Annotated in this window: 20 protein-coding genes; 11 read left to right on the plus strand and 9 right to left on the minus strand. The window is 58.3% G+C overall.

Annotated features, from left to right (window positions below; all coding sequences use genetic code 11):
- Positions 1 to 63: 63 nt before the first annotated feature.
- The 3 genes from AC07WT_RS00100 to AC07WT_RS00110 form a co-directional block, all read right to left on the minus strand.
- Complete coding sequence (locus AC07WT_RS00100) at positions 64 to 621, minus strand: NMCC_0638 family (lipo)protein (protein WP_494945605.1); 558 nt, start codon at positions 619 to 621, stop codon at positions 64 to 66.
- Positions 622 to 744: 123 nt separating this feature from the next.
- Positions 745 to 1,209, minus strand: a complete 465-nt coding sequence (locus AC07WT_RS00105; protein WP_494945606.1) for a hypothetical protein — start codon at positions 1,207 to 1,209, stop codon at positions 745 to 747.
- A 188-nt stretch (positions 1,210 to 1,397) separates the two neighbouring features.
- Positions 1,398 to 2,033 (minus strand): hypothetical protein, encoded by a 636-nt coding sequence (locus AC07WT_RS00110; protein WP_494945607.1) that lies wholly within the window; start codon positions 2,031 to 2,033, stop codon positions 1,398 to 1,400.
- Positions 2,034 to 2,233: 200 nt separating this feature from the next.
- Here AC07WT_RS00110 and AC07WT_RS00115 point away from each other — a divergent pair, with 200 nt between their 5' ends.
- Positions 2,234 to 2,791 (plus strand): hypothetical protein, encoded by a 558-nt coding sequence (locus AC07WT_RS00115; protein ID WP_494945608.1) that lies wholly within the window; start codon positions 2,234 to 2,236, stop codon positions 2,789 to 2,791.
- 346 nt (positions 2,792 to 3,137) lie between these two features.
- Here AC07WT_RS00115 and AC07WT_RS00120 read toward each other — a convergent pair whose 3' ends face one another.
- Positions 3,138 to 3,410, minus strand: coding sequence for a hypothetical protein (locus tag AC07WT_RS00120; RefSeq protein WP_494945609.1), 273 nt, complete (start codon positions 3,408 to 3,410; stop codon positions 3,138 to 3,140).
- 335 nt (positions 3,411 to 3,745) lie between these two features.
- On the minus strand, positions 3,746 to 4,504 hold the full coding sequence (locus AC07WT_RS00125; RefSeq protein ID WP_494945610.1) for an IclR family transcriptional regulator: 759 nt from the start codon (positions 4,502 to 4,504) through the stop codon (positions 3,746 to 3,748).
- A 145-nt stretch (positions 4,505 to 4,649) separates the two neighbouring features.
- Between AC07WT_RS00125 and AC07WT_RS00130 the strand changes: the two genes are divergently transcribed.
- The 5 genes from AC07WT_RS00130 (at position 4,650) to AC07WT_RS00150 (ending at position 10,264) form a co-directional block, all read left to right on the plus strand.
- Positions 4,650 to 5,921 (plus strand): Rieske 2Fe-2S domain-containing protein, encoded by a 1,272-nt coding sequence (locus AC07WT_RS00130; RefSeq protein ID WP_494945611.1) that lies wholly within the window; start codon positions 4,650 to 4,652, stop codon positions 5,919 to 5,921.
- A 60-nt stretch (positions 5,922 to 5,981) separates the two neighbouring features.
- On the plus strand, positions 5,982 to 6,761 hold the full coding sequence (locus tag AC07WT_RS00135) for an SDR family NAD(P)-dependent oxidoreductase (RefSeq protein ID WP_494945612.1): 780 nt from the start codon (positions 5,982 to 5,984) through the stop codon (positions 6,759 to 6,761).
- Positions 6,762 to 6,772: 11 nt separating this feature from the next.
- Entirely contained in the window at positions 6,773 to 7,738 is a 966-nt protein-coding gene (locus tag AC07WT_RS00140; RefSeq protein WP_494945613.1) for a PDR/VanB family oxidoreductase, read from the plus strand.
- 100 nt (positions 7,739 to 7,838) lie between these two features.
- Positions 7,839 to 9,089 carry an MFS transporter gene (locus AC07WT_RS00145; RefSeq protein ID WP_494945614.1) on the plus strand — a complete coding sequence of 417 codons (1,251 nt, stop codon included), beginning with the start codon at positions 7,839 to 7,841 and terminating at the stop codon, positions 9,087 to 9,089.
- A gap of 89 nt (positions 9,090 to 9,178) precedes the next feature.
- Complete coding sequence (locus AC07WT_RS00150) at positions 9,179 to 10,264, plus strand: porin (protein WP_494945615.1); 1,086 nt, start codon at positions 9,179 to 9,181, stop codon at positions 10,262 to 10,264.
- Positions 10,265 to 10,554: 290 nt separating this feature from the next.
- Here the strand turns inward: AC07WT_RS00150 and AC07WT_RS00155 are convergent, their stop codons facing one another.
- The 4 genes from AC07WT_RS00155 to imuA form a co-directional block, all read right to left on the minus strand.
- Complete coding sequence (locus AC07WT_RS00155; protein WP_494945616.1) at positions 10,555 to 11,514, minus strand: SOS response-associated peptidase family protein; 960 nt, start codon at positions 11,512 to 11,514, stop codon at positions 10,555 to 10,557.
- Positions 11,515 to 11,696: 182 nt separating this feature from the next.
- Complete coding sequence (locus tag AC07WT_RS00160) at positions 11,697 to 14,846, minus strand: error-prone DNA polymerase (protein WP_494945617.1); 3,150 nt, start codon at positions 14,844 to 14,846, stop codon at positions 11,697 to 11,699.
- 6 nt (positions 14,847 to 14,852) lie between these two features.
- Entirely contained in the window at positions 14,853 to 16,322 is a 1,470-nt protein-coding gene (locus AC07WT_RS00165; RefSeq protein WP_494945618.1) for a Y-family DNA polymerase, read from the minus strand.
- Complete coding sequence (gene imuA, locus AC07WT_RS00170) at positions 16,252 to 16,959, minus strand: translesion DNA synthesis-associated protein ImuA (RefSeq protein ID WP_494945619.1); 708 nt, start codon at positions 16,957 to 16,959, stop codon at positions 16,252 to 16,254. Before imuA ends, AC07WT_RS00165 begins: the two co-directional genes overlap by 71 nt.
- An 87-nt stretch (positions 16,960 to 17,046) precedes the next feature.
- Here imuA and AC07WT_RS00175 point away from each other — a divergent pair, with 87 nt between their 5' ends.
- The 5 genes from AC07WT_RS00175 (at position 17,047) to AC07WT_RS00195 (ending at position 19,645) form a co-directional block, all read left to right on the plus strand.
- Complete coding sequence (locus AC07WT_RS00175; protein WP_494945620.1) at positions 17,047 to 17,361, plus strand: hypothetical protein; 315 nt, start codon at positions 17,047 to 17,049, stop codon at positions 17,359 to 17,361.
- Positions 17,362 to 17,381: 20 nt separating this feature from the next.
- On the plus strand, positions 17,382 to 17,708 hold the full coding sequence (locus AC07WT_RS00180; protein WP_494948354.1) for a hypothetical protein: 327 nt from the start codon (positions 17,382 to 17,384) through the stop codon (positions 17,706 to 17,708).
- Complete coding sequence (locus AC07WT_RS00185; protein ID WP_494945621.1) at positions 17,708 to 17,926, plus strand: hypothetical protein; 219 nt, start codon at positions 17,708 to 17,710, stop codon at positions 17,924 to 17,926. The genes AC07WT_RS00180 and AC07WT_RS00185 overlap by 1 nt, the downstream gene beginning before the upstream one ends.
- A 158-nt stretch (positions 17,927 to 18,084) precedes the next feature.
- Complete coding sequence (locus tag AC07WT_RS00190) at positions 18,085 to 18,693, plus strand: Mov34/MPN/PAD-1 family protein (RefSeq protein ID WP_494945622.1); 609 nt, start codon at positions 18,085 to 18,087, stop codon at positions 18,691 to 18,693.
- 133 nt (positions 18,694 to 18,826) lie between these two features.
- Positions 18,827 to 19,645, plus strand: a complete 819-nt coding sequence (locus AC07WT_RS00195; protein ID WP_494945623.1) for a hypothetical protein — start codon at positions 18,827 to 18,829, stop codon at positions 19,643 to 19,645.
- Positions 19,646 to 19,854 lie beyond the last annotated feature (209 nt).

Consider the following 19,854-nt stretch of genomic DNA (forward strand, 5'->3'; position numbering starts at 1 on the left):
TTTCCACTCTTGTCATCATGACACAGCGGCCCTGTTAGAGTCCGGGAACCCACCGATGCTACCTTACTCGGCTTTTGCTGGCATGAGCCTCAAGCGGACCTGCACCTCTGCAGTCGGTGACGCTGACGCTATAGCGCTCGCATACAGCCCGCTTTGCCGGCCGTCCTTTGACAAGAGGTAGGACAGATAGTGATAGGTGCCGCCCTGTCCTTCAATATCCCTGTCCTCAAGAACTTTCACCAGGAGCCCAGGTCGCTGCGTTCCGAGGACAATGCGTTTGAACTGGTCGATTGATACAGCCGCATCGGCTCTCCTCGCCCAAACGGAACATGAATTGTCAGGCTGCGAAATCACCACATATTGACCAACGGAACTCGAAGCAGACCATACTTCGCCGGGTTTCCCACGAAGCACCTTTTGCGAGAACGAAACGTCGGTATGGCGTAGATGGTAATGGTTTGCCAGCTCGCGGAGCTTTGCAGTGTCCCCAGCGGATGGAATGCACAGGTCCATGAACAACCGGGTAGCTGCATTCGCTTGCGCGATGGGACCAGACGGTGATTCCTGGGCGTGAGCGCAAAAGAAATTCATCAGAGCCACTGCCAGTAAAATTCTCTTCATGGCATTCCTTTCTCTAGGCTGCGGAGCACGTCAACGTGTTGCAAGATATTCCGGCACACCACCGGCACATCACTCGCCGACGGACGCGTTGCCGCACGGTGAGTGACAAACCCGTGGGGGGCGTCAGTTCGCTGCTGCTTTCGTTCGGACGGCCGATGGCTCGCCGGTTTGCTTGAACATCTCGTCCATCAGGTCCTGCACTACGCCGTCAGCATTGGGAAACTGGTGCAACACGGAATTTTTCCAATGTCCTGACGCGATAAGGCCGCCATTGGGTGCCTTGTAAAAGCGAATGTCCATCGAACGCAGGTACATGACGATGTCCCAAAACCAGCTGTCGGTGTAGGTGACATTCATGTCCGCCTTGTCGCATGCCGGCACAAGCGATACCGACACACCATGATTTTCCAGGTTGCGTTGGATTGCCGCGTCCATGTCAGCAGACTTGCCACCGTGCGCGGTAAAGCACGCTGTTGTCATCGGCGAGCCTTTCGCTTGCGGACCAGTGGTGACGTTTTGAGTCGTTGAACATCCAGAAAGAATAGCGAGCGCCAACACAGCGGCGATACCGGAGACCAGAGTGCGCATTTTATTTTTCCTATTTGAATGCAAAGACGGCACTCTGAATATCGGCAGCTACGTCGCGAACTTGAACGAGCGGTTGGCCTCACTTTGCCCTCGATGCCTGTTCGACCTCGCTACAAAGAAAGGCCCACCGAAGCAGCCGCGTCAAAAGCGCGGCCATCTATGGGACGCGAGTTGCCCGCTGCGCCAAGTCAACCGCCCTTGCTCTTGAACAAGCGCTCGTGCATCCACCCTTCATTGGTCGCAACCAAAACTGCCTTGTAGGGTGCCGGTTCGTCAAGGCCGGCTTTGGCATTCGGATACTGGGACTGAATGGCTGATTGCTTGAGCCAGTTCGGCGCGTCGTCCACGACGTAGGTGTAGTTCACCTGCGATATCTTGGTGCCAAACATATCTGCCGGCTGCGTGAAGTTCTCCACTTCCTTTACTTTGTATTTTCCGCCACAAAACGCGTCCCAGTTACCGAGATTGCCGGCAGCGCCTTTGACTAGATACTTCTTGCCTTCATCGGTCAGCGAATATTGGACGCCGGCAACCATTTGGTTGCCGAAGGCGGCTTTCACCTCAGTGTCTTTCGCTGAGAGCAAACCGGCGCGCACCAAGGCTGCAGCCTTCTCCGGTTCGTTAATGAAATTCATACCGCCAGTCTTCTGAAGGGTAAAAGGCACGTCCTTTGCCGGCAGCATAACGCAAACGCCCTTCGTGGTATCGAGGTAGTCCTGGATAGCGGATTGAAAGTTGCTTTTGTTCGCGTCTTGCTTGCTGCCACAGCCAGACAAGACGAACAGGCAAGAGGAAACAACGGCGACAACACTAAGTTTCAACATTCATGCACCCCTATGCATCTTGGATATTTATTTAGTCTCTTTTCGAACGAAACGATGAGGATTATCCCCGCCTTGCGCTCTTCTTCCAAGGTAATCCCTCGCCTCCATTTTCGATTGCAACACATTCATTGAAGAACCTAAAGATTCAGGTCGAGCTAGCCGATAACCAGAGGTCGAAACTCATAGAAAAGGACCAACGCGTGAAGTCGCATTTTGCTCTGGCCGCTGTTGCGGTCGCATGCGCAGGTTGCGCCGAGACGGGCGCAGCTCTGCAAAGTCTGAACAACGGACTCAGCCAAGTTAATCAGGCAATCGCTCCGAACGGTAACGGCACGCCTGCGATGTTCGGACCATCGCTGTCGGTCGAACAACAAGGACAGATGCGCGACGCCATTAGCGCATCGCTATCTTCAAGGGATGCTGGGCTGCGCAGCATGGTTGGTTCGGCGCAGCCTGTGCTAGTGGCTGTGATGTCGAAATCAGCCTGCTATCACGAGTGGAACGCTTCTCGGGTCCTTAGCATGTATACGTCTGCGCAACTTGGAAATGGCTATATCCCGGCGCCGTACAGCAGCATGAGGTATGCCCCAAAGAACCGCTGTTTGAGCGTATTGCGAACGGATTCGTGGACGCAGAAGTCCCTGAATGCATTCACGTTTAGGGCCGTCTACTACAGCCAAGAGAGCGGCGAGAGCCAAGGTCTCACATACGAATTCATCAAGTCAGATGGCTCTTGGCTTCTGAATGCCGTACTTTGAGCAATCGCCGAAGTCCCCGTGCGCCGTCATTGATAGCAAAGGCATTGTCGGCGCCGCCCGCAATCGGTAACTAGCTCCAATCTTTACCATTCGCAATCAAAGCCCGTACGCGGCCGGCCCGGGTACCGTACAAGTCAGCGCACTGCGCGCTGGGTTGAATCCAAAGGTCCATTCGTCAGTTGTCGGCAATTTCGAGCGACATGCGGCAAGTCGGTGCTCGTAGAAAGCATAGGTTTCAAAGCGAGGAATATCTGCGACGGGGCGTCGCAGGGTAGACCAGTTGAGTTAAGCGCACCATTAGTGCCCACGCCATCAAAAACGAACAACGAATCGATGTCTTTCGCGGTTAGTCCCCAAACGGGTTACCGGTGTCTTTCACTTCGGTATTGAGGTTGTATTCCGCACGCACGGCCTTGAGCACGCCCGCGATGTCGCGCTCGAAGCCGACCGCGTTGCCGAAGTGAGTCATGTTCCAGTTGCAGCCTGTCTTGTCAGGCTCTTGCAACTGCGGCCGCGGCACACGAATCTTCACGCCATCCTCGACGATTTCCTGCAGTCGATGGATTCGCCGGTTGACCTCCTGCTGTAGCTGCGAAGCATTGAGCGTCTTGCGTATCATCCAGGTCTCCTTCCGGTTGCTCAAGCCAGTCTAGCGCAAGTGAGGCGTTCCGCGACCTGGCGCTGAAATACAAAGTGCCTGAGCGAGCAGGCGCCTTGCTTCGTCGGGGTGCGTCAGTAAGTCAGTACGCGACAATCACGACGACGCTGCCGCCAATGCCACGACCACCGATGTGCGCACCGTCCCCGCCACCACCGATGTTCGCCCGGCCAATCACTATGCCGCGAGCCGATGCTCATAGTACGGCCGGACTCTGTCATCAAGTATCGCGTACATTGCCTTCAGGTTTGAACTGTGCAATGAGGCTGTCCATGTTGGGCCATGGTCCCAAATTCTCAGGACACTTGCTGGCCGAGAAGCCGAGATAGAGCGACGGTTGCACGCTTGAGCAACTCTGCGAACTGTTCGACCCGCTGCTCGGTGACCCGGACGCTCGGACCAAAGATGCATAGCGAGCCTGCGACTTGATTGGCCCCGTTGAAGAAAGGTGCCGCCACAGCGACGGCGCCATCAATCAATTCGTGGTGACTCGTACCAAACCCTTTTAAACGGATTTGTTCGATGTCTTGAATCAACCCCGACACATCCTGGGTAGGGTCGACGAGATAACGCGTTAGTTCGTCTGGTGTGAGTCGCATCTGCGCAAGAATGGTGCGGCCGCTGGCGCCGCGCACGAGCTTTTCGCGGTATCCGACACCGCGCCGAAAACTAAGCGGCTGATGACTCTCGAGTTCCGCCACGCAAAGTCGATACGTGTCGTCTGGAACAAACAGAGCCACGGTCTCGGATGTCGCTTCCCAGAGGTTGCGCAGCACCGGCTGCGCCAGCTCGGCGATTCTGTGTTCGCTTAGCCAGACGTGGGCTAATTGAGCCACCGAGCTTCCCAGGTGGAACCGCTGCGGTTCACCTGACGATGCAAGGAACCCGGCCTGCTCCAATGTGTTTAGCAGCCGATACAACGTCGGACGGCTAAGGTTCACTCGCCCGAGCAATTCAGCGACGGTTAGAGATTCATCTCCCGGCCTGAACGCCAAAAGTATTTCTAAAGCTCGCTCAACCGCACGAACGCTCTCGTGCCCCTTTTTTTCTTCCATGTTCCGCTGTCCCCTTGGGCAATGCCGTCTGCGCCATTGTAGAGAAACTACCTAGTCGGCGATGCTTGACTTCAAATCTCGTGTCCGTAGAATGAGAACACAATCTCATCAGACGGACAACCCACATACGATTTGGAGTTTGAGCATGGACAAGAACATGTCGGAAACGCTTGTGCGCACTGGTCCCGGCACAGCAATGGGTAACCTGATGCGGCGCTACTGGGTGCCGATTCTGCTGGTAAGCGAAATTGCGGAGCCAGACTGCCCGCCGGTGCGCGTGCAAATCCTTGGAGAAAAGTTGCTGGCGTTTCGGGATTCCGACGGCAATGCGGCGCTGATTGACGAGTTCTGTTCGCATCGCGGTGTGTCCCTCTATTTCGGGCGCAACGAGGAGAACGGCATCCGCTGCTCGTATCACGGCCTCAAATTCGACCGAAATGGAAACTGCGTCGAGGTGCCGTCCGCGCCGCAAGCGTGCAAGCACATGAGCATCACGGCATACCCGTGTATCGAGCGCGCCGGCATTGTCTGGGCTTACATGGGCCCTAAAGACAAGCAACCGGCACCGCCGGACCTCGAATGGTGCAACCTGCCGGCGGACCACGTATTCGTTTCCAAACGTCTGCAGGAGTCCAACTATCTGCAAGCTATGGAAGGCGGCATCGACACGAGCCACGTCTCGTACGTGCACCGCTACGAAGTCGACGAAGACCCGATGCACCAAGGCACCAAAGCGCTCGAGTACATCAAGGCGGATGGGAACGTCATCTTCGAAATCGAGAAACAGCCGTTCGGCCTCAGGCTCTTCGGGCGTCGCAATGGCGAGCCCGATTCTTACTACTGGCGAATCACGCAGTACCTCTTCCCGTGGTACACGCTCATTCCGCCGTTTGGCGACCACTCGCTAGCAGGTCACGTCTGGGTGCCGATTGACGACCACACCTGCTGGGCGTGGAGTATCAACTTCCGTCCGGACCGTCCGTTGTCCGAGGAAGAGATGAGCGACCTGAACGCAGGTAAGGGCATTCACTGCGAATACGAGCCGGGCACGTTCCGTCCGAGGGCGAACAAGAACAACGACTATCTGATTGACCGTCAGGCCCAAAAGGACAAGCGCGCATATTCAGGCGTCTTCGGCTTCGCGATGCAGGACGCGTCGCTGCAGGAAAGCATGGGCCCCATTCAGGACCACAGCAAGGAGAAGCTGTTGCCGACGGACCGCGCCATCGTAATGGCTCGACGCATGCTCTATGAAGCGGCTACCGCGTTGCAGGTTGACACCGACCCGCCCGCAATCGATGCAGACCAGCAGCGCGTGCGCGCGGCCGGCGCCTTGCTCCCGCGCGACCAGAAACCGCAAGAGTGGGCTGTCATCCATCTTTCGGATGGCAAGGGCCAGCCGATTTACTCCATCTAAGCGAGCTCATTGCTCATTATTCAACTCTGCATAAGGAGGCCGGCACCGCGCCGGCGTGAGATGCAAGGTTCAAGACTAAGAGACAGAGTCGCGCTGATTACGGGCGGCGGAGGCGGCATTGGTGCTTCCACCGCACGTGTGTTCTGTGACGAAGGCGCTGCGGTCGTCCTCATCGACGCAAATCCACAAGCGCTCGCGAACGTCGCAGACGACCTGCTCAGCCGGGACGCCGCAGCAAGGATTGAAACGTATGTCGCTGACGTGGCGAGCGCCGACCAGGCTGTTGCGGCCGTCGAGCTTGCCGAACGTGTATTCGGCCGGCTTGACGTGCTCGTCAACAATGCCGCGATGCGTAACTACAGCGCGCTCGCCGACGCGACGCCGGAGGAATGGCAAAGCATGGTGTCAGTGAATCTGGTGGGCACCTCGAACTACTGCAGGGCTGCTTTGCCGTTGATGCGTGCGGCGGGTTCGGCGAGCATTGTCAACGTATCGTCCTGTTACGCGGTCACCGGCCGCAAGGGCATGGGCCTCTACGATGCAACGAAGGCTGGCATGCTCGCCATGACTCGCACGCTTGCCTTCGAGGAGGCTGCACACGGTGTCCGTGCCAACGCAATATGCCCGGGCTCGACGCTAACTGATTTTCACGTCAATCGGGCGCAGGCTGCTGGAAAGAGTGTAGAGGTGCTCAAAACACAAAGGCAAGACACGTCGTTGTTGGGACGTTGGGCGTCTCCTGAGGAAGTCGCATGGCCGATTCTGTGGCTTGCGAGCGATGAGGCATCGTTTATCACCGGCACCACGCTGATGGTCGACGGCGGCTTGTCGATTATGTGACGGTGGTGGCCATGAAGAATTCCACAATAATGGTGCGAGTTGCGCGGCGCAATATCGAGGCTGACGGCATCGTCAGTTTTGAATTCGCAAGTTTGGACGGTCGCGATTTGCCGGCGTTCGATGCTGGCTCACACATCGATGTCCATTTGCCAACGGGGCATGTGCGGCAGTATTCGCTTTGCAGCGCGCCCCACGAACGCTCGCGTTATCTAATTGCCGTGTTACGCGAAGAGCAGTCGCGAGGTGGTTCGGCAGGTATGCACGACGCAGTTAGCGAAGGGGACGAACTGAGCGTCAGTATGCCTCGCAATCACTTCGCGCTCGCGTCCGTTCCTGCGGAGCACCTGATGCTGGCCGGGGGCATCGGGCTCACTCCGTTGCTTTGCATGGCACAGCACCTCGACCGTACCGGTAAAGATTTCGAACTGCACTACTGTGCACGCTCGCGCTCGCGTGCGGCTTTCCTCCAGCGGCTCGCGGACGCGTCCTGGGCTGAGCGCGTTCACTATCACTTCGACGACGAGGATGAGCACCAACGCCTTCGTCTTGATGCGCTACTCAAAGACGCAACCCCGGACACGCATCTCTATGTCTGCGGGCCGCAAGGCTTCATGAACGCGGTGCTTGATGCGGCGCGTGCGAGCGGGTGGCCAGAGAGTCGAATGCATTACGAGTTCTTCTCGGCTCCCACCGTCGACACGTCGGCCGATGGCAGCTTTGAAGTATGCCTTGCAAGCACTGGAAAGACGGTGACCATCCCCGCAGACCGCACGGTGACGCAGGCGCTCGCGGACGCTGGAGTTGACGTACCCGTTTCGTGCGAGCAGGGCATTTGTGGAACCTGCCTTACCCGCGTTCTCGACGGCGAGCCGGAACATCGAGACCTGTTTCTATCTCCGGAAGAGCAGTCGCGAAACGACCAGTTTCTACCGTGCTGCTCGCGCTCGAAGTCCAGGAGACTTGTGCTGGACCTGTAACGCTGCAACCCCGCAACACACGCCCGGCGCGCCTTAGTTGCCGGATGTCAAAACGGAATAAGAAAACGGGCGGCGTACGCACGCCGTGCATGGAGGAGTCGTGGGAAAAAACCTGACGTCATCGACTAACGCATCGGGCGCGGACTGGGCCGCGTCAAGCGTCCGTGAAACGGCGGCGAGCCCCTACCGCTGGGTTGCTCTGTTCATCGTGTGGGCAGCATTTCTTCTCAGCTACGTCGACCGCGTCGCATGGAGCACGGTCGCAGCGCCTGTTGGCGCATCGCTCGGTATCAAGGTGTCGCTACTTGGTGCCTTTGTTACGGCGTTCTATGCCGGATACGTGGTTGCAAACATCATCGGAGGCATGCTGACCGATTTTCTCGGCGGTCGGGCCATGATGACGCTCGCCTTGCTTCCGCTGGGTGTCTTCACGTTCTTCTTTGGCGAGACGACCTCGTTGACGGTGGGCATTCTGATTCAACTGGCAATGGGCTTTGCAGCCGGAGCTGACTATTCGGCCGGGATGAAGGTGATTCCTGCGTGGTTCACGCGAGACCGCGGTCGAGCAATGGGCATTTACACCACGGCAACATCGCTCGCCGTGGTCCTCGCCAATGCAATCGTGCCCACTATTTCCGCACAGTACGGCTGGGCCAGCGCGTTTCGCATGCTCGGCATTGCCACGTTCGCCTGGGGCATCGTCTCGCTTCTGTTTCTCAAGAATCGCCCGGTTGGCGAGCGAGCTCCGGCTCGCAACAGTCCGAAAGAGATGCTTGGCCTCTTGCGCAATCGCAATCTGATTTTTCTTTCCATTGCTGGTTGCGGCGGTCTCTGGGCGACTGTTGGCTTCGGCGCATGGGGAAATGCACTGATGACGCGGCAATACGGTATTTCTCCTGTCGTGGCTGGGTCGATTATCGCGTCTTTCGGCATCGGCGCGGTCATTGCGAAACCCACGCTCGGTTGGATTTCCGACCTGCCTGGAATCTCGCGTCGGCTCATGTCCATTCTGGTTCTGGTCGCGTTTGCCATCACTCTTGTGGTGTTCGGCATGTGCTCGACTGTCACGCAGTTTTATATCGTCGCTCCGGTTCTTGGCGCGTTTTCATATGGTTACCTACCGGTGCTCATGGCACAGGTGAGCGACGCATCCGGAAAACGTCTGGCTGGAGCGAGCGCTGGATGGACTAACGCCATTTGGCAAATGGGTAGCGCTGTGTCTCCTCTGGCTGTCGGACACGTCTATGGCGGCACACATTCAATTGTGCTTGCAGTTGTTACGCTCGCCATCGGGCCGGTCATCGGTCTTGTAGCGATGCTGTTCGTGAGCAAACGCATCGCACAGGTCTAATTCGGCCCGCGCGGTCGGATGCAAATAGCAAAATCGGCGTGTTGTCAGAATATTTCATTAGTACCACTACTTACAGTAAGGAGACTAGGTTGAAATCGAATCACGGTACGCGACTGTTGAGGACAGTTCTCGCTGCTACGATATGCTCGTCGGCAACTATTGCAGCTCACGCTCAGTCCTCGGTAACGCTCTACGGCATTCTTGACTCTGGCGTCGAGTACGTCACCCATGCAGCCAAGCAAGGCTCCGGTAATCTGTTTCGTGTTGACACCGGCAATCGCATGAATTCTCGTTGGGGTTTCACTGGCAAGGAAGACCTTGGGGCAGGTCTGCGCTCGATATTCACGCTCGAATCGGGCTTCGCAACGAATAACGGTACTTTGCAGCAGGGAGGACGGTTGTTCGGCCGCCAGGCGTTCGTTGGCCTGGAGAGCGATAAGTTCGGTGCGGTGATGGCTGGCCGGCAGATGACGCCTATGTACCGCTTCTTCCTGGCGCTCGACCCTCTCAACTACTCCAGCTATGGCTTATCGGCCCAGGATGCGCAGTTTGTTGGACGGGCCGATAACGCGCTCGAGTATCTGGGGCACGCCGGTCCGTTCGAGCTGAACGCGCTCTACAGTTTTGGCTACGATTCGACGATTGCGAATGGTGCCCAGGTGCCGGGAGAGTTCCGCGTTGGCAAGCAATTTGATATTGGTGGCCGGTATCGCCAGGGTCCATTTAACCTGACCTTCGTTTATGAGCAACGCCAAGGGACGAGTGTTGCCTCGTCCGGCGACAGCGAGCGGCGCTATCTCGCGGGCGGTTCGTGGACTATCGGCAATGCGACCCTGTACGCTGGTTACGAACTCCTTCTGAACGACATTGCCGCTACGTTCGCGGCGTCACCGCCGCAGACCATGGCATTTGGAGGCCTTCGCTATAAGATAACGCCGGCGTTTCAAGTTTCGGCGGGGTCGTACTATCATGCATTTCGGACGGTTTCGGCGCATGCCATCAGTTCAGGCGTCAACGCAGACTACCTGTTATCCAAGCGCACCACACTGTACGCGGATGCCACGTACGTCATCAACAGCGCGAAGTCTGCCTTGAGTGCGACAGGGTCGACCACCCCAGTCGCGACCGGCGCCAACCAACTCGCGGTGGTAGTCGGAATCGCGCATGCTTTCTGAGTTGTGTGGGGCCAGCAGGACTACGCGGGCTGCGCATGAGGGCCGGTGTCGCTGGCGCGTGTCCGCAGCCTACGGGCAAGGTGGCGCTCACGTAGCCTTGGTGGGCGGTGCGACCGCCGCGGCGCTCCGCGTGGTTGTCGGCACTGTTCGCATCGTCAAGACGCAAGGAGCGCATTAGACGCGTTGCTGCTGACAGCTCGTGATGGAACACCTTAAGGTGCGTCGCTGCAGGAAAGACGTTCGACGAAGATTCCCTGTCACTCAATAGGGCCCGGAGCCGCATCTTTGCGTTAAGCAGCCAGCCGGTGCTCGTAGTACGGCCGGTCCCTGTCGTCAAGTATCGCGTACAGTGCCGCCAAGTCCGACGCATCCGGACTCAGCCACGCATCGACGTTCTCTGGCTTTATTGGAATGATGCATCGGTTATGCCCCGCCGCCGCAACTTCCGGAGGCGGCTCATCTGTAATGGCAGCAAAGGACAACAAGTCAGGTTCACCCGGCGCGGACCAACGGGACCACAGGCATGCGATGAGCATGTCGTGCGCAGGAATAGGGTGAAACTCCAAAATGACATTTTCATCTTTCTCGCCTTCAGCAAGCTCACGCCCCTCCATCTTGGCGCGGCCGACGTTTTCATAAAAGGCGCTGGCTACAAGGATGCCGTGCGAGTAACCGAACAGAGGCTTCCAAAAACCTTCCAGGTTATCTATTCGGGCGTTATAGGTGCCGGGGAATTTGACGTCATACGACGCCGGTTTGCCAGCAATGCGGCATTGATAGCGCATCGGTTTGATGACGCGTTGGCCATCTTCCATCACCATGACGGGCGCATAGTGGCCGGGAAATATCCGCGAGTCACGGGCCTTTGGTTCGGTTCGTTGAATGTCATCAAGCTTACCGAGGGTCCACGCAATTTTGTCGGTGGCAATCCGCTCACTCTCGGCGGCTGCCTTGGTCACTTTTGTCCGGAGTGAACGTTCCGCGTCCGCTAGCCGCTTACGTTGCTTGAACAGGTCCTGTTCAAGTTTGGTCGCCTGCTCCGCATTAAACCGGTCGATAAGAGCCTTCACCTCGCGCTCGGCATCAGACTGAGGCTCCGAAAACGCGTCTTCCATAGCTTTCGGTATTTTCGCTTTGCTGCCCTCCGCTCGCTCGAAAAACAGGCGCGCGAATTCCTTGATGCTCATCGTCGCACCAAACATCCGCACGAACTTGCGGTAGTCAGCCAGAATCTGAGCCGAATAGCACATGTGAACCTCCGGTTTGCGTCTCCATGATAATCCCACCTCGCGGGCAGTCAGCTCAACAACGAGTGACTGCCATAGCGCGTCGTCTTTGAGTCGATGAACTAGGGATGTATTCGTGTGTTGAAACGAATCGATTGAAACAACAACGCGTGCCTGGCGGCAGTCTCATGCCCAGGATTGAGCAATCAATGGAAATTACGGCTCATGGATGGCAGTTCGCCGAGCAGATACGACATGTCGATGAGGCGTTGAGCCACGAGATGTCGTACCTCACCTTCGCACTGCCATACGCCAAGCACTCCGAGTAACGATGCGCCAAGGACTTCCTTGCGCTGCTTCTCAAGCACTTTGGGCCAGACGATGACATTGACGTTGCCCGTCTCGTCTTCAATGGTGATAAAAATAACGCCCTTTGCAGTCTCTGGCCGTTGACGCACGGTGACGATGCCGCAGCCGCGAGCGAGCCGGCCGTTCCGATAGGTCTGCAACGTTGAGGCTGGCATCAGTTTGTTGGCAAGCAACTGAGGCCGCAGTAGTGCAAGAGGATGTCGTCCCAGTGTTAGCCCCATCGACCGGTAGTCGCCGACGATATCTTCCGCTTCGGAGGGCGCACCCAGCTCTGGTGTTTCGTCTTCAACCTTCGCAACCGAGAGCATGTCTTTGTCAGGCACCGAGGCAACCGACTGCCACAGCGCTTCGCGCCGATTTCCGGCAAGAGATGACAGTGCGTTCGCCGCCGCAAGCACCTGCAGGTCGTGACGGTCCAGTTGCGCGCGGCGCGCGAGGTCGGACACGGTCGTAAACTGCCGCACGGCTCGCGCATTCTCTATCCGCTCCGCGGCACCGTCTTGCATGCCTCGGAGCAACGACAAGCCAAGCCTGACGGCTGGTTTCGCAGCTCCATCTACGTGCTCAAGCGACGAGCCCCAGCCACTTATCGTGACATCCACCGGCAGTACCTGGACTCCATGGCGCTTCGCATCCTGAACGAGTTGCGACGGCGAGTAAAAGCCCATTGGTTGGGAGTTCAGCATCGCTGCGAGGAACGCTTCCGGCTCGTGACGCTTTAGCCAGCTGCTCGCGTACACCAGCAGCGCGAAGCTGGCCGCATGGCTCTCCGGAAAACCGTACTCGCCGAAGCCGAGAATCTGCTGAAAGATGCCATCCGCGAAGGTCTTGTCGTACCCGCGCTCGAGCATGCCGTTGACGATGCGGTCGTAGTATTTATCCAGACCACCTTTGCGCTTCCAGGCGGCCATCGCCCTTCGCAACTGGTCTGCTTCTCCGGCAGTGAATCCGGCCGCCAGGATGGCCACTTGCATCACCTGTTCCTGAAAAATAGGAACGCCCAGCGTGCGGCCCAATGCAGTCTCAAGCGCCGCACTGGGATAAATCACCGGCTCGAATCCCTGGCGACGCTGCAGATACGGATGAACGGCGCCACCCTGAATCGGACCAGGGCGGACGATGGCAACCTCGATAACCAGGTCATAGAACGTACGTGGTTTCAATCGTGGCAGCATCGACATCTGCGCGCGCGACTCGATTTGAAATACGCCAACGGTGTCCGCGCGGGAAATCATCTCATAGGTCTGTGGGTCCTCTGCTGGAATATCCTGCATCTCAAAACGCTCGCCACGCTGCTCCGAGACAAGGTCAAGTGTGCGGCGGATAGCCGACAACATGCCGAGCGCCAGCACATCAATCTTGAGGAGGCCCAGTGACTCGAGGTCGTCCTTATCCCACTGGATAACACTGCGGTCGGCCATGGCAGCATTTTCTACGGGCACGAGGCGCGTGAGCTTTCCCCTACTGATGACAAAACCACCAGAGTGCTGCGACAGGTGCCGGGGGAAGCCATACAGTTGCGCCGCCAGTGATGCCCACGCCCGAATGATAGGCGTCTCCGGATTCAGCCCGAACTCTTCAAAGCGCTTGAGCAGGTCTGCACGGTTATCAAACCACTGATGCGACTTCGCCACCGCGTCCACTATCTGCATGTCGACACCGAGCGCCTTGCCTGTTTCCCGCAACACGCCGCGCGCACGGTATGTCGATACGGCCGCAGCAATTGCGGCACGGTCCCGACCGTACTTGCGATAGATGTACTGGATAACCTCCTCGCGCCTTTGATGTTCGAAGTCAACGTCGATATCTGGCGGCTCGCCGCGCTCCTTCGAAATGAAACGTTCGAAAAGCATATTGCCGCGCGCCGGGTCGACTTCGGTCACGCCCAGGCAGTAACAAACAGCCGAATTGGCGGCCGAGCCACGCCCCTGACACAGGATGTGCTGGCTGCGCGCGAACCGCACGATGTCATATACCGTGAGGAAATAAGGCTCATATTGCAGGTCCGAAATCAGCTCAAGTTCGTGTTCAATCTGTTCCTGAACGTTGTGAGGAATGCCTGAAGGGAAACGTCGCTGTGCGCCGACGTATGTCTCCTGGCGCAGATAGGCCGCAGGCGTAAATCCGGGTGGTACCAGTTCGTCGGGATACTCGTACCGAAGCTCGTCGAGCGAGAAACTGCAATGCGCGAGGATGTTGGTCGTCTCGCTGAGCGCGTACTCCGGATAGAGGTTTGCGAGTCGCAGCCGGGACCGCAGATGCTGCTCTGCGTTCGGAGCCAGGTCGTATCCACACTCGTGCACCGGTCTGCCGACACGGATGGCCGTCAACGTGTCCTGCAACGGTTTGCGCGAGCGCACGTGCATCACCACGTGGCCGAGCGCGACGACGGGTATGCCGTGCCTGTCGGCAACGTACTCAACGGCGCCGCGGTGAATGTCATCCATCGCGCGTTGATGCAGCACCAGCCCGCACCAGGCGCGCCCCGGAAACGTCTGGTCGAGCCACTCAAGCTGCGCATCGAGCACATCCTCTTTCGCGGGAAAGTTGGGAACCAGTATCACAAGGCAGTTGGGCATACCGCGCTGGTGGCTGTTTTCCCGGTCCGGTCGCGACAGGTCCTGTGGCGTCAGCCGATATTGGCCTTTGGGCGCACGCGTACGTGCGAGCGTAATCAGCTCGGACAGATTCCCGTATCCCTCACGATTCTGGGCGAGGAGGATGAGACCGAACGCCGGTGAGCCGTCGGCATTGACGAGCCGGAAGTACGAGCCGATGACGAGCGGAAGCTTCGCTTCCTTGGCCGCGACGTGCGCCCGCACGATACCCGCGAGCGAGCATTCGTCAGTTATCGCCAGACCCGAGTAGCCGAGTTGAGCCGCGCGCTCGGCCAGTTCTTCTGCGTGAGAAGCGCCGTGCAGGAACGTGAAATTTGAAAAGCAGAAAAGCTCGGCGTACGCCGGCAGAACGTTGAAGGTTGTGTCCATGGCGCGTCATCCAAACAGTCCATGGAGGAACCAGCGCTGCTCTTCTTCTGCGTCGCGGCTGCTTTTGCGCTCACGATATATCCAGAAACAGCTCTGGTCTTCGCCCTGAGCGACGAAATAATCACGCGTCATGAGTTCGCCGTCGAACCACCCGCTCTCGATGCGTTCTCCCGGTGACACAAGGCGCAGCGGTGAGCCATAGAAGGGCCGGTGCTTCCGCATCAGCAGGCGCACGGGTTTTTCCAGCAGCCAGGTTGGCCGTGGGAGCCCCTCTGGAAGCGCGGTGCTTTTCGACGCGCTGCCGACCGGCACCCATCGGTTCGCGATTTCCGGTCGGTAGTCTGCCGTTGGCGCTGGCCTGAGTACGTTGTCTTCGCCAAGCCTTGCGACCAGCAATTCGACGAGACGGGCATGGTCCTCTGCGGAGCCACCGGGCTCCGGAAACAGAGTGTCCGATGCTGGTACCGCCGGTTGCACGTTCGATGCATCGAGTCGCAGCGCGATGACAGGTGCAGTCAGTTCAATCCGGCCAAGGCGTTCCTTGATGAGCCGTACAAGATGGTCCTCGCGCCATGTTGGCTCTCCCAGTGCAATTTCGATTGGCGTAGGGTCTATCGCCTGCCTGCCGCGCTCGTGTTCAAGCAGAAGCGTCGCGCCTGTGAGTGCCAGATGCTTCGCGCAAAGCCAGCCACAAAGCTGCACAACAAGGCGATGGGCACCGAAAAGCGCCGCTTCCGCATGCTCGATGCGGTCCGGCATTTCGATGCGTGCAGAAAACGTCGGGGGCAGTTCCAGCCAGTCAAACAGCTCCGGCGCCGTGCCGAAAGCGCGGTCCAGCGAATCGAGCAGGTGTTCGCCGCAACGGCGCTGCAGGCCCGCGCGCGGCAGCCGCCGGACATCCGCTATGGTCTCGCAGCCAAGCCCTGTAAACCAGTCGGCGAACGGTCGAACTTCCGGTACTGATAGCAGTGGCAAAGCGGAAAGTTGCCGTTCAAGTGAGTCAATCTTGAGTACGCGCCGGCTCCGGTGCTTTGCCAGCAGCCATGCGCCTTGCCCTGTGGGCGCGGCACTTATCCGTGCGGTCAGTCCAATGGCTTCAAGTATTGCTTTCGCCTGCCGGCAGACAGCGAGCAATCCTCCAAACAGACGCAGGCTTGCGCCGATGTCGACTACGACAACAGCCTCTTCGAGCACAGCGACATCGGGTGAGAACCGCATGAGCGCCACTGCCACTTCGCGTTGCGCGGCATGTTCACGGCCGGGGTCGCGCTCGTACATCTCTACCTCCGGCGCGAGCGTCAACACACCGCCGCGCTTCATGCCAACCCGCACGCCCGCAGACCTGGCTACCCCGTCTGCAATGAGTACCGTGTCCCTGTCCAGGACCACGCAGCCGTGTGCGGGCTCAGGCAGCCACTTGGGTCGGAAGACCTCGAGTTGCAACCGGGGCAGGTGAACGGCGAGAAATACGCGCATGGTGCGAAAACAGGACAGGTGTTGGTTGAAGTGGGATGGACAGAGGTTCTGCGCGTGCTGGACCTCGTCGCTTCGTAATGTCGACGGTCAGACCGTCGCGTTCCGGCCGGAGCGCCAGTCTTAAAACCGCTGGAGAAGCATCCTGTGCTGCCGCCAGTGGGCGGACCATGAAGAACAACGTTTCCGAAGACTGTGCTGCGAGATGCAGCCGACGCAGCGAAGAGGTCTGAACATATTGCGCCCAGAACAGCAATGCGCCGCAACTGCCGGCGCGCAGAATCTGCTCTGCTGCCCACAATGCGTCCGCTGTCTTCGAGGCCCGAATCTGCATCAGTTGCTCTGGCGACAGCCCGATGTACTCGAGGCCAAGCCCGTTGGGAATGTGCGGCGGCTGCACCATCGCAACTGGTCGCTTGCCCAGTTCGCTAAGCGCAGGACGCAGCAGCCGCATTTCACCCACACCGGCCTGTTGGACCAGCAGGTCGATGAGCGCGCCAATGGGCCATCCACCGCCAGGCAGTTCGGCCGACAGCGCCGCATATCCGGTCTCGACCGTACGGCCGCGGCCACGCGCAAGCTGAGACGCCCGCCATAGCGACGGGTGAATAGCTTCCGGAATGGGGGACGGGACAGTCATTGGATTGCGAAAATACCTGTATGGATGTACAGTATCCTACACGGATTTCCGTAGCGGCGAACAGACACTTTTTTGGGGTGAAACTTCATGGATAGGCGCGTTCGCAAGCCGGCCAGCCATCCAATGCCCGAGATTGCAGCGTTTGTCGCCAGCATGAAATCTGCGTTTGGCGAGCAGGAAATCGATGAAGCCATTCGTCACGGCCGAGCCGGGGAACCGACGTTCTTTGCGTGCGAAAATGGCCGCTCGGTGGGTACCGCTAATCCGGTGGAAACGGATGTCTGGCGGGTTGACGGCGCCGTGCGCGACCGCCACTACTGTGACGGTTGCGACGGGTCGTGCGTCGGAGGGGATGTATCCTGCAGCGACAGACTGAAGCGCGTCACCAAGGAGAAACGATAGTGAAACTGGTTGGATGCGGGTTGCTTTTACTGGCGTGTACTTCGTCCGCGTTTGCAGGTGAGCGCTACATAGAAATCTGGAATCCGCCCGAAGCTCGGGGTGGATTGCTTCAGGGAGCAGGCGCGCCGAAGTCGCTTCCGCATAAGCGGCGTGTGCCCCATTTGTTAAAAACACGGGCGCATCGCACGCCGGCCACCGCCACGAAGCTGGCCGTGAAGCAGGGAGCTGCCGGTGCAGGTACGCGACGCGTTACTCCTGACGTGTCGGAAATTCCCCGTCTGATAACGCCCGAGGGGAATGTGCTGCGCGTTGATGCTCACGGCTCGCATGTTGAGGTCGTGCGCTGATGGAATCGGGAAGCTACAAGGGATACCGCATCTTCGGTCACGCCATACTTCAGCAAGAGGACATCCTTTCGCCTGAACGATACGCAGGCAGCGGGACCATCACCCGCGACACAAAGATGGTTGAAGCCTCCGGGGTAGTCGGTGTTTTCGATACGGAAGAAGAGGCTCAGCTCGCGGGACTAGGCTGGGCACGCGCCTGGGTCGACACCCACGGATAGTGCCTCGCGGCCGTCAATCCATGGCAATTCATGCGAGTCGCACGTTCCCGCGCTAACACATTGACGAGACCTCTTTCTAGCTTCCGGTCACCTTCGGCACCGCAGCCCTTTCACTGGGCTATACGTTGGTCTAACGACACCGACCACATTCAACGAACATGATTGACTTTACGGACGAACAGATAGCTGCCAGAGAGCTCCGCAACGCCGCCTACCACGAAGCGGGTCACAAAATGCTTTATGAGCGCTTCGGCGGAGCTGGCGACGCGGTCGAGTGGAAAAACGAGAGTGGGAATCCAGAGGAGACGGCGTGGCTCGGCCAGTTCCGTCCCCGCATCTGCCCTGAGGTGATGCGCAAGACGGCGTTGAACCATGGGTTTACCGCTCCCGAGCTACCCGCGAACTGGAAGATACTCGTCGGCATGGCTGGCCTGTTGGCCGAGGACACTCGCACATCGTTTGTCCGAGAAAGCTTCGGACATCAGGAACAGGCGATTGAGCTGTGGAAGGCGTCGCGTAGGGAGGCAGGATATCTGGGCGAGTGGCATTCGCATCCTGAGACATGCCCGTCGCCTTCGAGCGTCGATGTCCGCCAATGGCAGCAGTTTTCGCTGGAAACATCCGATGAGCTGCCTTTGCTCGCAGTCATCATTGGAATCGAGCAGTTTTTTGTTGCGATGTTGAGGCGTCGAAGGGCGCCCGTTCGCTTGAGCGCTTTGGAGCAGGACGACGCCCTGGACACAGAGTATGTCCGCACACGCTTATAGTTATCACAGCCGCCAGCAGGGTTGGTGGTAGGCGAATATTCGACCGTATCGCATCCTGTTCCCCACGACGCAGTCGCACCGAACTCGCGGCCCGGCGACGGAACCGATACTAGTCACTTAATTGGAAAGCGGCATGAGCCTGAACTACAGTTCCCGCGTCATTGCGGACGCGCGCATCACCAACATCAACGGCATGCAGGGGTTGGGGGTAAGTGTTCTGCGAATAAACGTTGAATTCAACAGGACACCTTGGGCAAGCGCGGAAGTTCAAATTGTTGCAAATGTAGTGTGGGGAGTTCTGAGCCTGAGGGCTGACTCCGGGAGTGCCGGCCAATTAGGCCGCGCTCATCCGGACCATCCGGTCCAGTTAGCTCCCAGTTCCCATGGCGGTGTCGTCCATCAGACTTTTTCCATTGCCCTGAGTGATGCTCAGTTGTTCGCTATCGAGGAGGCACGGAAAGGCGGAAACGTCGAACTGAACCTTAGCCTTGTTGCCACCGGCTATTCCTCTCAATATGGACAGCAAGTCATCACTGACGATATCGTCTGCAGGCTGAGCCTGAGTGACTGGTCGCGAGTCCTAGGTGAACTTGGTCATGGCGACGTGATTGTGCTGGGAGTTCATCTTCCTAGCGCCAAGGAATCTTCCCCGGTACGTTCTGCAATCGAGCTGTTACACAGCGCCAATCGGCATTTGTTAAATGGCGAGTATGACGGGGTCGTTGCTCGTTGCCGTCAGGCCGTCGAGAGCGTACAAGCTATTCTGGGCGAAGAGGACGCCACGAAGGCGGCAATGTCGTTATTCCCGAAGCAGAAGGCAAGCATGTCCACACTTCAGCGCGAGCAGATGATTCGAGAGGTTGTTAGGAATTACGCGCATCCGGCACATCACGTCGATAAGAATGGGGACACTGAATGTTACAGCCGGTCCGACGCGACTTTCCAGCAGTAGTCACGAGAGCGACAGCTAGAGCGTCGATTGGACAACAGGGCAGTAACGAACCGTTACCGTGAATGAACTACTGGGCAGCGCCGCACGCCGCCCGGCAAGTCGTTCAGCGGAACAGGATGCACGACTGATGGGGGCGACGGGTCCGGGATGCGGAGTTTCGTCGGACCTGTCGGATTCACCTTGCCAGTCGGTGCGTATAAGGCACTGGC

The sequence above is a fragment of the Paraburkholderia sp. GW821-FHT02A12 genome, assembly GCF_059422005.1.